This window comes from Vagococcus fluvialis (assembly GCF_048815235.1).
GTDB lineage: Bacteria > Bacillota > Bacilli > Lactobacillales > Vagococcaceae > Vagococcus.
In genome coordinates, this window is the sequence record NZ_JBMEAO010000015.1 from 58,524 (window position 1) to 72,364 (window position 13,841).

General features: G+C 32.1%; 11 protein-coding genes. 7 read left to right on the forward strand and 4 right to left on the reverse strand.

All coding sequences use genetic code 11. The features are described from left to right. Positions 1-21 precede the first annotated feature (21 nt). Positions 22-426, forward strand: coding sequence for a (deoxy)nucleoside triphosphate pyrophosphohydrolase (locus ACODH8_RS10765; protein WP_332466760.1), 405 nt, complete (start codon positions 22-24; stop codon positions 424-426). Position 427: 1 nt separating this feature from the next. Continuing rightward, the gene (locus ACODH8_RS10770) at positions 428-3,307 is read left to right on the forward strand and encodes a DEAD/DEAH box helicase (RefSeq protein WP_332466761.1); all 2,880 of its coding nucleotides are present in this window, start codon (positions 428-430) and stop codon (positions 3,305-3,307) included. A 35-nt stretch (positions 3,308-3,342) separates the two neighbouring features. Here the strand turns inward: ACODH8_RS10770 and ACODH8_RS10775 are convergent, their stop codons facing one another. After that, positions 3,343-3,945, reverse strand: a complete 603-nt coding sequence (locus ACODH8_RS10775; RefSeq protein ID WP_332466762.1) for an N-acetyltransferase — start codon at positions 3,943-3,945, stop codon at positions 3,343-3,345. A gap of 236 nt (positions 3,946-4,181) precedes the next feature. Between ACODH8_RS10775 and ACODH8_RS10780 the strand changes: the two genes are divergently transcribed. Together ACODH8_RS10780 and ACODH8_RS10785 are read left to right on the forward strand one after the other, a co-directional pair. After that, on the forward strand, positions 4,182-5,297 hold the full coding sequence (locus ACODH8_RS10780; protein ID WP_332466763.1) for a radical SAM/SPASM domain-containing protein: 1,116 nt from the start codon (positions 4,182-4,184) through the stop codon (positions 5,295-5,297). A gap of 37 nt (positions 5,298-5,334) precedes the next feature. Then, a complete protein-coding gene (locus ACODH8_RS10785; RefSeq protein WP_332466764.1) occupies positions 5,335-6,195 on the forward strand; it encodes a formylglycine-generating enzyme family protein in 861 nt (286 codons plus the stop codon). A gap of 38 nt (positions 6,196-6,233) precedes the next feature. Here the strand turns inward: ACODH8_RS10785 and ACODH8_RS10790 are convergent, their stop codons facing one another. Together ACODH8_RS10790 and ACODH8_RS10795 are read right to left on the reverse strand one after the other, a co-directional pair. After that, complete coding sequence (locus ACODH8_RS10790; RefSeq protein ID WP_332466765.1) at positions 6,234-8,636, reverse strand: collagen binding domain-containing protein; 2,403 nt, start codon at positions 8,634-8,636, stop codon at positions 6,234-6,236. A gap of 348 nt (positions 8,637-8,984) precedes the next feature. After that, positions 8,985-9,806 (reverse strand): aldo/keto reductase, encoded by an 822-nt coding sequence (locus ACODH8_RS10795; RefSeq protein ID WP_332466766.1) that lies wholly within the window; start codon positions 9,804-9,806, stop codon positions 8,985-8,987. A gap of 156 nt (positions 9,807-9,962) precedes the next feature. On the opposite strand from ACODH8_RS10795, the gene ACODH8_RS10800 reads away from it, so the two are divergent. From ACODH8_RS10800 to ACODH8_RS10810, 3 genes are all read left to right on the forward strand, one after another. Beyond that, positions 9,963-10,556: a helix-turn-helix domain-containing protein gene (locus tag ACODH8_RS10800; RefSeq protein WP_332466767.1), complete on the forward strand. Its 594-nt coding sequence runs from the start codon at positions 9,963-9,965 to the stop codon at positions 10,554-10,556. Positions 10,557-10,568: 12 nt separating this feature from the next. After that, a complete protein-coding gene (locus ACODH8_RS10805) occupies positions 10,569-11,243 on the forward strand; it encodes a hypothetical protein (RefSeq protein ID WP_332466768.1) in 675 nt (224 codons plus the stop codon). A gap of 215 nt (positions 11,244-11,458) precedes the next feature. Beyond that, positions 11,459-12,484: an NAD(P)/FAD-dependent oxidoreductase gene (locus tag ACODH8_RS10810; RefSeq protein WP_332466769.1), complete on the forward strand. Its 1,026-nt coding sequence runs from the start codon at positions 11,459-11,461 to the stop codon at positions 12,482-12,484. A 34-nt stretch (positions 12,485-12,518) separates the two neighbouring features. Here the strand turns inward: ACODH8_RS10810 and ACODH8_RS10815 are convergent, their stop codons facing one another. Next, positions 12,519-13,478 (reverse strand): NADPH:quinone reductase, encoded by a 960-nt coding sequence (locus ACODH8_RS10815; RefSeq protein WP_332466770.1) that lies wholly within the window; start codon positions 13,476-13,478, stop codon positions 12,519-12,521. Between the last annotated feature and the right edge of the window lie 363 nt (positions 13,479-13,841).

Here is a 13,841-nt window from a genome sequence, read left to right on the forward strand (position 1 = left end):
AAAAAAGAGGTCATACATAAAATGAAAAAAGAAATAAAAGTTGTTGGAGCGATTATCCTTCGAGACGGTAAAATACTATGCTGTCAAAGAGGTCCTGGAAGAGCTTTAGAAAATTTATGGGAGTTTCCAGGTGGGAAAATTGAAGACAATGAAACAAAAATTCAAGCTTTGGAACGAGAAATAAAAGAAGAGTTAAAGATTGAAGTAAGTATTGTTGAAGAAGAATATGATTTTTGTCGATATGAGTATGATTTTGGTTTTGTTAATTTAACAACATTTATTTGCCATTTGAAATCAGGGGAACCTCAATTAACAGAGCATCTGCAAGCTAAATGGTTACTACCAAACCAATTAGATGAGATTAACTGGGCACCAGCTGATATTCAAGCAGTGAAAAAATTAATGACGATTCCTATAGGAGGCTGACATGGATACATTAGAAAAAGCTTTGCATAGAGCTTTTATCAATAAAGAGATAACAAGTGATAAGTTAAATCCTAAGTTTATTGTTAATAATCCAAAGAAACACGATTTTTTATTAACCACTCTTCAAAATGATTTCAAACAATGCCAAACTTTCTTTATATCAGTAGCATTTATTACTCAAAGTGGTTTAAATGCTATAAAAGCACAACTCGCTGATTTAGCTGACAAAGGAGTAAAGGGGCGAATTTTAACATCTACTTACTTAGGTTTTAATCAACCAGAAGTATTTGAGTCTCTTTTAAAAATACCTAATGTAGAGGTTAGAATATCTGAAAGAGATGGTTTCCATTCAAAAGGTTATTTATTTAATATGGGTGATTATCAAAGTTTCATTATAGGTAGTTCCAATCTAACTATGTCAGCTTTGAAACAAAACTATGAATGGAATGTTAAGCTAACCTCTAATGAAAATGGCGAAATGATTTCTAGTATTGAAAATCATTTGGAAGATGAGTGGAAACAAGCTAAATTATTAACATTAGATTGGATTAAAGACTTTAAAGCGAATTATAAACCTGCTATAAATATTCAAATGATTCAACAATTATCTACGGTTGTTAAGGATGTAGAAGGCGAATACATTACACCTAATAAAATGCAAAAAGTAGCATTAAAAAACTTAGTCGATTTACGTGAAACAAAAGCTAAACGTGGATTAGTGGTATCAGCAACAGGAACAGGTAAAACTTATCTAGCAGCATTTGACGTCCGTCAATACAAGCCTAAAAGAATGCTATTTATAGTCCACAGAGAACAAATACTAAAAAAAGCAATGGAGTCCTTTCATAAAATTATAGGAGGACCAGAATCTGATTTTGGTATATTATCAGGAAACTCTAAAGACTTATCTGCTAAATATTTATTTGCAACTATCCAAACGATTTCTAAAGAAAGTTACCAAGAAATATTAGGTCAAGATGCTTTTGATTATATTTTAATTGATGAAGTTCATAAGGCTGGTGCTAGTTCGTATCAAAAAACAATTGATTACTTTGAACCTGATTTTTTACTTGGAATGACTGCAACGCCTGAGAGAACAGATGGTTTTAATATCTTTGAATTGTTTGACTATAATTTAGCATATGAAATTAGATTACAAGAAGCTTTAGAGGAAGATTTGCTGTGTCCATTTCATTATTTTGGTGTAACAGATTATGAGCAAAATGGGTTTTTAATCAACGAAACAGCAGATTTAAAATATTTAGTTAATCAAGAAAGAATAGATTTCTTAATTGAAAAAATAGATTATTATGGTTGTCATGGAAATGTTCCTAAAGGCTTAGTTTTTTGTAGTCGTAAAGAAGAAGCTAAAGAGTTATCTAGATTATTTAACGAAAGAAATATTCCAAGTTCGTATCTGTCTGGGGAAGATAATTTAGACATACGTGAAGCAGAAATTGAAAAACTAGAAGAAGGAATTATTCAATATATATTTACAGTAGATATTTTTAATGAAGGTATTGATATTCCAAAAATTAACCAAGTTATTATGTTAAGAAATACGGAATCAAGTATTATTTTTATCCAACAACTAGGTAGAGGTCTAAGAAAAGATAAATCGAAAGAATTTGTGACAGTTATAGATTTTATTGGTAATTATAAAAATAATTATATGATACCAATGGCTTTATCTGGTGATAATTCAGGAAATAAAAGTAATCTAAGAAGAGATACTATTGATGTGACTTATATATCTGGCTTGTCAGCCATTAACTTTGAACAAATAGCAAAAGAAAAGATATTTAGTTCTATTGATAATGTGAAGCTTGATTCCATGGCAGAGTTAAAAAGAAATTACATATCCTTAAAAAATAGACTGAATCGTGTTCCTTATTTATTGGATTTTGAAGTTCAAGGAAGTATTGATCCTTTAGTAATTGTAGGAAAAGAGAAAAATTATTATCAATTTTTAAAACGAATTGGAGAGTTAGAAGGCTCATTAACAGAACAAGAAGAACTCGCTTTAAAATTTATTTCTGTTGAATTACTATCAGGAATTAGAGCTCATGAACTAGTAGTATTACAAGAGTTTTTTAGGAATAAAAAAGAGGAATTATCTTTTAGCGAAATAAAAAATCTGTTTGAAGAATCAAGTGTTTATTATACTGAAGATGATTTAGAATCTACGATTAAAGTACTAGATTTATCTTTCTATGAATCCGTTCAAAAAAGAAATTATATGCCGGCACAGATGTTTATATCCGACGAATCTAATCTACTAGCTAGTGATAATTTAAAGGAATTTTATAAAAACGAATACTTTAATAAATTAGTAATAGATGCTATTCAGACGGGGCTAGAAAAAAATAAAGAGTATCATCCAAAAGAGCCGTTAAATCTATATAAAAAATACCGTCGTAAAGATGCTTTACGTATGCTTAATATGGATTTTAAACAAAATGAACAAGGGATAGGTGGCTATACTTTCAGTAACCAACATTTTGCTATTTTTGTAACCCTAGATAAGGGAAAAGATTTTAAAGCTTCATTGATGGCATATGAAGATGAGTTTCTAGATGAAAGTACTTTCCGTTGGTTTACTAAATCTCCAAGAACCATAGAGTCTCCTGAGGTAGAAGTTTTGAAAAATGCAGAGGACTGGAATATCCATTTATTTATTAAGAGAAAATATAATAAAAAAGACAATGAAATTGATTTTTATTATTTAGGTGAAATGTCTCCCATTCAAGAGACTATTCAACAAAAACAAAAACCTACATCAGATGGAGCACTAAAAAATGTTGTAGAGATGGATTTTAAATTATTGAATCCTGTCGAAACAAATATGTATGAATTTTTAACAAAAGTAATTGAGGAATAACTAGAAAGAGTAACACATTCTTTACTTAGAATGTGTTACTCTTTTCTTTCCCACCTCATATACCACCAATCATCTATCCCTGTCATCCTTCTACCAATCAAACTACTTAAATCCTTATCCACGAGAAAATCTTTTGACTGATACAGTTTATAAGCGCCAATGTTGCTTTTAGCAACGTGTAGCGTTAAAGAGCTTTCTGAGCAATGATCCTGACAATATTGAATCAATTTCCCGCCAATCCCAAGGCCTCTAAAAACAGGAGAGACAGCAATAAAATCAATATGCTGTTCATTTGCTTTGGGTTGATGAGATAAGAATCCGAGTAATATCCAAGCCTTAAGTCTTTTACTTTTTGGCAGACTCTGTTTGAGGTAGTGTTGAAGTAATTTAGACCCATCTGTTTTAGTAATAAAATACAAACAACCTGATATTTTGCCATTTTTTTCAGCAATCAATAAGTTGTTAGGTTTTTCAGACGCTAGAAAAACACTTAAAGCATAAGCAATTGTTTGAGCTTCATCAGTTGTAAAAAAGCGATGAGTAAACTTTGCTTCAAAGCCAGCAAGTATTAGGTTAGTTAATGGTTGAATGAGCTGCTCTTTAGGGTAGTTAGAGCCTTTTTGGATGGTAATGGTCATTATGAATCACTCCTATAAGATTATATTGGCAGTATAAAGTGTGATGTTACTTCATAGTCAAGGGTAAAATTGACAAGCTATTTTTTTAGTGATAGGATGATAAATAAATCGCATACATTTTATGGATTGTTACTGAAAAAATCAGGCAAGACCTATTTCTCTCTTTATATCAGCATAGTCATTGCTACTGTAAAGAGAGAAATGGGTCTTTATTTTTTAGAAAGAAGGAATAGTATATGAAACACATATCATGTTTAATCAAACCTGCGTCTTCTTTGTGCAATATGAGATGTACTTATTGCTTTTATTTTGATGTCAGTTCTCATCGCGAGGTAGAAACATTTGGGAGAATGACTCAAGAAACAACAGAGCGAATGATTGATCAAATTTTTATTGACTTAAATGATGGAGATAAATTGACATTAGCTTTTCAAGGCGGAGAACCAACCTTAGCAGGATTAAAATATTATCTTCATTTAATTGATTATGTTGATAATCAACCTAAAAAAATTGATGTTTCATATGCGATTCAAACTAATGGCTTACTAATCAATAAAAAGTGGTGTGAATTATTTAAGGAAAATAATTTTTTAGTAGGATTATCTATGGATGGTTATCAAGAATTACATGATGAGATGCGCTTTAGTAGCAAAAAAGGCGGTACTTTTGACAGAATAATGAAGTCAAAAGCCTTACTAGATGAGTACGAAATTCCTTATAACATATTAACAGTTCTAACTAAATCATTAGCTGAGCATCCAAAAGAAATATATGATTTTATCACGAATGAGCAAATTGAATACATTCAGTTTATTCCTTGTCTAGATGAATTAGGTAAACCTTGTTATACCTCTTATGCTCTTGAGCCAGAAGAGTTCCACTCCTTTTACCAAGAGCTATTTAAACTTTGGTTAAATGATTTAGAAAAGGAGATTTATAGAAGTATTAAGTTATTTGATGATATCTTTAATTTGTTTTTAAAAGGGCAAGTAACTGCTTGTGGTATATTAGGAAATTGTCAGATTCAGTATGTTATTGAGGCAAATGGAAACGTGTATCCATGTGATTTTTATTGTTTAGATGATTACTGTTTAGGAAATATTAAAGAGCATTCTTTGAAAGAATTATTCAATACAGATATTGCTTTTCAATTTACTTGCCAAAAGGAAAAGAGTCCTCCTTATTGTCAAAAATGCCCTTTTAAAAAGGGATGTGGTGGTGGCTGTCGTCGAATGAAAGATGCTATATATGTGAATAAGGAAGAGACTTTTTGTGGTTATCAATCGTTACTCAATACGATGCTACCAGAGCGTCAAAAAGTAGTGACTTACTTAGGGGATTTGGTGTCGTAATTAGATATAGTGAGTAATTTAAAAGGAGGATGTTACGATGATATTAATACCATCGACTCAAAAGTGGATAGGTACCGAAAGTGATATCGGTTTTGATACAGACAAAGAAGGACCAAGAGTATTAGTTGATTTACCAGCTTTTGAAATAGATGAGACAACTGTGACCAATGAAGAATTTGCGGAATTTGTCCAAAAAACAGGATATCTGACAGAAGCTGAAAACTTTGGTTGGTCTTTTGTTTTTGGTTATTTTTTATCAGATGAAATGAAAGTAAAATCTCAAAAGGTAAATGACTTATCTTGGTGGTATGCCGTTCCTGGTGCGTGTTGGAAACACCCCGAAGGAAAAGGTAGCAATGTCTCAACGCGGTTGGATCATCCAGTAGTTCATGTTTCACGAAACGATGCAGTGGCTTATTGTCAATGGGCGGGGAAAAGATTACCAACAGAAGCAGAATGGGAAATAGCAGCTAAAGGTCTAGGGAATGAAGAATTATATCCTTGGGGAAAAGAGCGATTAGTTAACAATCAACATCATTGCAATATTTGGCAAGGAGATTTTCCAAAGACTAATACGATGTTGGACGGCTATGCCAACACAGCTCCCGTTAAAACATATGAGCCTAATGATTACGGTATTTACCAAATGATTGGTAATGTCTGGGAATGGTGTGTTAATCCAAGAGGCATTGATTTAGCTGTTTTTCAAGAGATATCTGGAAGAGAATTTTGGGAATCGTATCAACTAATAGATGATAATAGTTACGCTATTAAAGGCGGTTCTTTTTTATGTCATGATTCTTATTGTAAAAGATATCGAATAGCAGCAAGAAATGGAAATACAGCTCAATCAACAAGTAATAACACAGGATTTAGATGTGTGAGAGATGTAAAATAAAAAAGTATCTGCTAATTTTCTAGCAGATACTTTTTTGATTATTTTTTATAGCGAATGATTAAGCCAAATGCAGTAGCAGCACTTAACACAAGTCCTAAAATAGCAGTGCTAATTGATTGTTTAGAGCCTGTTTTAGGTAGAGTATTACTACTTTGTGTATTGGTAGTAGATTTAATCACGCCATTTTTTTCATTTGAAGTTACTGTATTTTGGTTAGTTGATTCAGTAGTCTGACCATTGTTTTCAACCGTTTCTTCAGTTACTACTTTAGAAGGGTTAGTTGTACTTTCTTCGACAATAGAAGGTTCTGTTGTTTCAGGAGTGACTTCATCAATTGTCTCAATAGTCTCCTCAGTAATGACTTCAGTGGTTTCTCCAACGTTGATTTCAGGTTGAGTAATTTCCACAGTATTATTAGTGTTGTCCTCAACTTCAGAAGACTCAACAGTTTCAGAAGTCACATCTTCAATACTTCCAATTGTTTCTTCGGTAACGTCCTCAGAAGATTCTCCAACGTTAATAATAGGTTTATCAGACTCAGAAGGTTTAGTAGTGTTGTCCTCAACTTCAGAAGAATCAGCTGTTTCAGAAGTCATATCTTCAATACTTCCGATTGTTTCTTCAGTAACTTCTTCAGAAGACTCCCCAACGTTAATAATAGGTTTATCAGTTTCAGAAGGTTTAGTAGTATTATCTTCAACTTCAGAAGAATCAGCAGTTTCAGAAGTCACATCTTCAATGCTGTCGATTGTTTCTTCAGTAACCTCTTCCGAAGACTCTCCAACATTAATAATAGGTTTGTCAGTTTCAGAAGGTTTAGTAGTATTGTCTTCAACTTCAGTAGATTCAGCAGTCTCAGAAGTGATATCTTCAATACTTCCAATTGTTTCTTCGGTAACCTCTTCAGTAGTTTCTCCTACATTAATGATAGGTTTATCAGTTTCAGAAGGTCTAGTAGTGTTATCTTCAACTTCCGAAGAATCAGCAGTTTCAGAAGTGATATCTTCAATACTTCCAATCGTTTCTTCAGTAATATCTTCAGAAGATTCTCCCACGTTAATAATAGGTTTGTCAGTTTCAGAAGGTTTAGTAGTGTTATCTTCAACCTCAGTAGACTCAACCGTTTCCTCAGTTACATCTTCAATACTGTCGATAGTTTCTTCAGTAACTTCTTCAGAAGATTCTCCTACATTAATGATAGGTTTATCAGTTTCAGAAGGTTTAGTAGTATTGTCTTCAACTTCAGTAGATTCAGCAGTCTCAGAAGAGATGTCTTCGATACTGTCGATAGTTTCTTCGGTAATATCCTCCGAAGACTCTCCTACGTTAATGATAGGTTTGTCAGTTTCAGAAGGTCTAGTAGTGTTATCTTCAACTTCAGTAGATTCGGCAGTCTCAGAAGTTATATCTTCAATACTTTCAACCGTTTCTTCAGGAATATCAATTTCTTCTTCAGTTGCATGATTGTTATCTAAATCACCATTTGCCTCCCCATTAGCAAATAAATTCTTTACATGTGATGTATTTTTTTCTGATACAGGTTGTTTGTTCCATAATTGGTAATCAATGGCATAGTCATTTGTAAATTCTTTTTGATTTTTTCCTTTTTCAGTAATATTACTTGTATACATGACTGTGACAGAAGCCATTCTTGCGTGTTCACGTCTAATGCGAATGACAAAAGTGTTATCTGACTTAAATTCGATTGTTCCAAATCCTTTTGCAATAAAATCAGTGATACTATAAGTTCTTGATCCTAAGTAGTTATCAATGACTACTTTAAAGCTATCTTTATTTAATTCTTGTCCAGCTCCATGAGTATCTGTAATGACAATATCGTTATGTAAATCAGCTTTATTTAGATTGGCATTTAAAAACCAACGAACAGTGTTAGAATCACCTAATAAATCCCCTGATTTGTAAAAGAAAGGAAGGACACCTGTTCCAGGGTTTTTAGGAATCCCTTTAATAGTTACTTTTTGGCTAGGTAAACCTAAGCCAAAATCTGTTTGAATTGTATTATCATGTTCGCTGTTTGTCACAGAAGATGTAAGACCAAAAGAAAAATTACCCGAAATATTATTTAAGTTCTTCACATTCTCGTTAAAAGTAGCGACTACTCTATCTTTATAAACTAATGCAGTTCCTAAATTACTCAAATTAATTTTTCTAGGAGCACCACCTGTTTCGACCATTCCTTCTAATCCAGAAGGGATCGAAATAGTAAATGTGTCACCAGGATTAATTGAATTTGTCTTTTTTTCACTAAATGTTACTTTTAGTGAGGTTACTTGGCCCTGAGACAGTTGTGAATCTGTAAATGTAACAGAATCAATAATGCCTGAACCAGTTAGTTCTGCTGCTGAAACAGAGATGATACCTAAGCTTGTTCCTAATAAAATGGATAGGAAAGTTAATACAGTTTTTATTATATTTTTCATGAAAATTTCCCCTTTTCTTTTTTCATTTGTGAATACTACGTGAAAAAAACATGAAAAACAAATCTACTGCTTAAAAAAACATTCGTTTTAATTGAATTTTAATTTTAAAACGTTATCATTTGTAAATTAAAGAGATGTTTTGTACATTTCTTAAAACGTTAATGGTTTTTAGTGTTAGTTTACTTATCTTAATCATTGTATATAATAATTAATCCTTTGAATAATTGAATAAAGGTTATATTCTTTACTTAATAGAACAAAATAACATAAAAAAACACTTATTATCAACTGATAATAAGTGTTAGTTGTTTTAAAAACGAAATATAAGGCGAATAGGTTAGTTTTTGTCTATTTATTTATAACGAAAATATCTGGATTTTTGTTAACACGTTCTCCTGTATGAAGGGCGTCAATTTTAGCCATTTCTTCAGCAGTTAATTCAAAGTCAAATACATCAATATTGGCAGCAATACGTTCAGGATTAACAGACTTAGGTACAGCAGTAATCCCGTTCTGAATATCCCAACGTAAGATAACTTGAGCAACAGATTTATTATGTGCCTTGCCGATCTCTTCAATAATAGGATTATCTAGTAAGTTACCATGTCCAAGAGGAGAGTAAGCTGTGATAGCAATATTTTTTTCTTGGCAGTAAGTAACTAACTCTTTTTGATTAAGATTAGGATGTAACTCGATTTGATTAATCATAGGTTTGATTTTTGCTGTCGTCATAAGATCTTCAATGTGTTGAGGGTGGAAATTAGAAATACCGATAGCTTTTGCTTTACCAGATTCGTAAATTTCTTCCATAGCACGCCAAGTCTCATGATATTTTTCAGTAATTGGCCAATGAATTAGATAAAGATCAACATAGTCTAGTTGTAATCGTTCCAAACTTTCTTTAAAAGATTGGTGAGTTTCTTCGTAACCTTGGCAATCATTGTAGACTTTGGTTGTAATAAACAATTCTTCTCTATCCACACCTGATTGTTTAATGCCTTCACCAACAGCCGCTTCATTTTGGTAAACAACAGCTGTGTCAATTGCTTTATAACCTGATTGAATTGCTGATTTTACAGCTAATATTCCTTCTTCTGGATCTTTGACTTGCCATGTTCCTAAACCAATAAATGGCATTTTAATTCCATTACTTAATGTGATAGTTGACATATAATCCCTCCGTTTAATTGATAGCTTAAGAGTACCATATTTTATGCTATTCACCCCTTAATAAGCTTTTCTATTTGACTAATAGTATCATCTGTTTTAATATTATGAATATATTCATGAATGTGTTCATAATTAAATAAGAGAGTAGTTGAGAGAATGGGAATTAGAGAAGAGAAGAAAAAAGAGTTACAACAGAAGATAGAGTCAGCTGCTCGATCCCTCTTTTTAGAAAAAGATTTTGCTGAAGTGACGATGAGTCAAATTGCCAAAAGAGCAGATGTTGGATTAGGTACTGCTTATAATTATTATGCTTCAAAAGAAGAGTTATTTTTAATTGCAGGGGGAACTTCATTTGTTTTTGGAGAAGGAATGGCTATTCTTAATAAACTGACTTCAAAAGAAGAGTTAATTGATGTGATTGTAAGTGAGATGAGACGACTGACAGAAATTGATATTTTAACATGGCGTATTTCTTTATCATCTTTAACAAAAGCAGCAGAAAAAAAGCCACATTTATTTTTAGATTTGGCTCAGATGGATCATCAATTTCTATTATCTGTTGAAAATGCTTTGCAAGAGTTACAAAAAATGGGTCAATTAAGTGAAAAAAAAGAAATTTCTATTTTAATAGATTTGATTTATCATACATTGTTTTCAAGTTTTTTAATGTTTATCTATCAAGAAGAGCCATCTTTTGAAGTGTTTGAAAAAGAAGCTAAAATAAAATTAAGTTATTTATTAGGGTGTTAGAGGAGAGTAAAAATGGATGCGACTAAAATAATAAAAGAAAAAAGAATCATGACAGTTTTTACTATTATTGCCATGCTTATTGAGATAAGTGTTTTATTTAAAGGAGTTATAAGCCTTGAAAGATCATTATTTTTTATAGCTGTTTTAATCTATCAAGTGAGATTTATCTATTTGAATTGGGGATTGAAACCAAATCGCTTAACTTTTCAAGCGTCAAGTAGTCAAAAAAAGCCATTGTTAATGGATTACACTCTAAATGCCTTGTTTTTTGTTGTTTTTCCACTAGGATATACTTTTTTACATGAAACGTTTTATGCTAAATGGAATGTGGGAGTAACAGTTCAAATTATCATGTTTATTCTTTATATAGTAGGTACGAGCATTACGATGATTTCAGAATACCAAAGAAAGAGATTAAAACAAACAAATCCAGCTGCTAATTACCGTCAACATGGTCTATTTAAATTGGCTATTTGTATCAATTATTTTGGTGAAATACTAGCTTTACCAAGTTTATTTTATTTGAGTAGTGGATCACTTATTTTATTTGTGATTATAATGGCACAACAAGTTCTGGATTTTTCGTTTGTTCAAATTCCACGCCAAGTTGACTACATTAAGAAAAATTACCCAGATAAGGCTGAAGCAATATTAAGTCAAAAAAAATTAATCCCATTTATTTATTAATTACGAAGAGGCTGACTGAAATGTCAGTTTCTTTTTTTATAGTCAGGGGATAAAAAGTCTAATCCTACAACAACTGGAACAAAGCAACTTTTGCCACCCTGTTTTTTATATTGCTAAAAGTTTCACTTAATGCTAATATAACTGAGAGTGAGAATCATTATCATTCGTAAAAATGGTTTTTTAATTACTTATTATATAGATGGGGTGATGGAATAATGGGAAAAGTTATTTCTGATGTCGTTATTATTGGCGGGGGACCAGCTGGCTTGTATAGCAGTTTTTATGCAGGATTAAGAGATTTATCAGTAACTCTTTTAGAGGCACAAGAAGAACTAGGTGGTCGTTTAAGTTTTTATCCTGAAAAATTTGTGTGGGATATTGGAGCATTAGAAGCTACTCAGGGAATAGATGTCAAAGAAAATTTGATTAAGCAAGCATCTGTATTTAAGCCGAATATTTATTTAAATAGTCAAGTTCAAGGAGTAACAAAAGAAGGAGATATCTTTAAAATAACTGATCAAAATAACCAAACTTATTTTGGAAGAACCATTCTATTTGCAACAGGTGGGGGAATTGTTCAACCTAAGAAGATAGAAACGTTGATTGGAGAAGGAGCTAAAAAATTTATCCATTATGCATTTCCTCCTTACCAGGAAATTAAAGGTCAACATGTAGTTGTGTCTGGTGGCGGTGATGGCGCAGTGGATTACGCAATTGAGTGTCAAAAATTTGCTGAAAAAGTAACGATTGTTTATCGCGGAGATACATTAAAAGCGATGGAAGGCACTGTTAAAGTGTTTGAAGAACAAGGTGGCATCATTTTGACAAATACAACAATCGAAGCTGTGACTACGCTAGATGAGACGTCTGCTTCAATTACGTGCCTATCTAATGGTAAAAAAATAAGCTTATCAGCTGTGGCATTGTTAGTTCAGCATGGATATGATCGCAGTGAAAATCTAATTGATGAGTTAGATTTTGATTTTGAAAAAGAAGATGACTACTATTTGAAATGTACTAAACCAACATTTACTAATCATGAAGGGATTTATGCGGCTGGTGATATGGTTGTTTATGAAGGCAAAGTTTATTTGTTATTAGGAGCTTTCCAAGATGCAGCTTACGCTATTAACCTTATCAAAACGTACTTAGATCCTGAGAGTTATCTGAACGGAAGAGTATCTTCTCATAATGATCGATTTGATGAATTAAACGAAGCGTTACTTCAAGAAATAATTTAAAAAAGTGATGCAGGGATATTCCTGCATCATTTTTTTAGATTTTTAATAACATTTTTCCTTTAATAGGTGAATGGATGAGATCGTGTTGAGCTTGAGCGGCTTCAGCTAAGGGGTAAATCTCACCAATTTCTGGTTTTAAAATACCTTGTACAAGGTATTCTGAAATAGCATCTAAACTTTCTTTACGTTCCTCATCAGTCGCATTCCAAATAGCAATGCCTCTAATATCAGCTTCTTTTGCCATAGTTAATCGTGGATTAAAATCTAGAGAGCCACGATTACCGATGATAATCACACGCCCACGTTGATTTAAAAGTGCCAAATCTTTTTCTAAATTAACATTGGCTAACATTTCTAGAACTAAATCAACTTTAGGAGCATTAGCTAAATAATCAGTTTTGTTGTGGTTAAGGACTAAATCAGCACCATTTTGACTAACCACCTGACAACTATCTTCACTACCGGCAGTACCAATTACGTAAGCACCAGCTTTTTTTGCCATTTGGACAGCTAAAGTCCCGACACCACCAGAAGCTCCGTGAATCAATACTTTTTCTCCAGATTTAAGTTCTCCACGTTGGAATAAGGCACGGTAAGTAGCAGTTGCCGGAATTCCTAGAGCAGCTCCTTCTTCAAAAGTAACCTCATTAGGTATTGGGCGAACTGAATCTGTTGTACAAGCTATAAATTCTGCATAAGTTCCAGTAGCATTTTTACCAAGAGAAGCAGAAATAAATACACGGTCGCCCACTTTGTAATTTTGGACGTTTTTTCCAATATCAGTGACTATGCCAGCTCCATCAAATCCTGGGGTGTAAGGTAACTCGGGATTAAAGAAGGCGTAACCACCTTGTCTAATATAAGTATCAGCAGGATTAACACCTGCGAAATATAGTTTAACTAACACTTCGTTATCACTAATAACTGGGATAGATTTTTCGATTACTTTTAGTACGTTTGGTTCTCCAAAAGAATACATTTCAACTGCTTTCATAGACATCCTCCTAAATAATGTGTTCTCTCATATTGTAACAGAAAAAATTAAATTTGTTTTTTTCACAAACTTAACCTTTTTTTAAATATATATTTATCTACAAATTATTATTCTATAACATGAAGTCTATAATATATACTAATATATATATGAAACTTATTTTTGGAATATGTGTATTATAATTAGTATATATATTATTAATGTTTTTATTTATGTATTATAGAGTTTAGAAATCATTGGCTTTAACCTACATCTATTAAAAAAATTAATATGAATTTTGTTCATAATATGGTAGAATAAAAAACGTGTAGTTATATATGTTAAATAGTTTACATTTATAAAACAGATATTATTATTGTTTTA

What these genes read in the sequence shown, in the direction of transcription:
- ACODH8_RS10815 (WP_332466770.1), bottom strand. Translation starts at nt 13,478, where the DNA reads ATGAAAGCAGTTGAAATGTATTCTTTTGGAGAACCAAACGTACTAAAA.
- ACODH8_RS10770 (WP_332466761.1), top strand. Translation starts at nt 428, where the DNA reads ATGGATACATTAGAAAAAGCTTTGCATAGAGCTTTTATCAATAAAGAG.
- ACODH8_RS10765 (WP_332466760.1), top strand. Translation starts at nt 22, where the DNA reads ATGAAAAAAGAAATAAAAGTTGTTGGAGCGATTATCCTTCGAGACGGT.
- ACODH8_RS10775 (WP_332466762.1), bottom strand. Translation starts at nt 3,945, where the DNA reads ATGACCATTACCATCCAAAAAGGCTCTAACTACCCTAAAGAGCAGCTC.
- ACODH8_RS10810 (WP_332466769.1), top strand. Translation starts at nt 11,459, where the DNA reads ATGGGAAAAGTTATTTCTGATGTCGTTATTATTGGCGGGGGACCAGCT.
- ACODH8_RS10780 (WP_332466763.1), top strand. Translation starts at nt 4,182, where the DNA reads ATGAAACACATATCATGTTTAATCAAACCTGCGTCTTCTTTGTGCAAT.
- ACODH8_RS10805 (WP_332466768.1), top strand. Translation starts at nt 10,569, where the DNA reads ATGGATGCGACTAAAATAATAAAAGAAAAAAGAATCATGACAGTTTTT.
- ACODH8_RS10785 (WP_332466764.1), top strand. Translation starts at nt 5,335, where the DNA reads ATGATATTAATACCATCGACTCAAAAGTGGATAGGTACCGAAAGTGAT.
- ACODH8_RS10795 (WP_332466766.1), bottom strand. Translation starts at nt 9,806, where the DNA reads ATGTCAACTATCACATTAAGTAATGGAATTAAAATGCCATTTATTGGT.
- ACODH8_RS10800 (WP_332466767.1), top strand. Translation starts at nt 9,963, where the DNA reads ATGGGAATTAGAGAAGAGAAGAAAAAAGAGTTACAACAGAAGATAGAG.
- ACODH8_RS10790 (WP_332466765.1), bottom strand. Translation starts at nt 8,636, where the DNA reads ATGAAAAATATAATAAAAACTGTATTAACTTTCCTATCCATTTTATTA.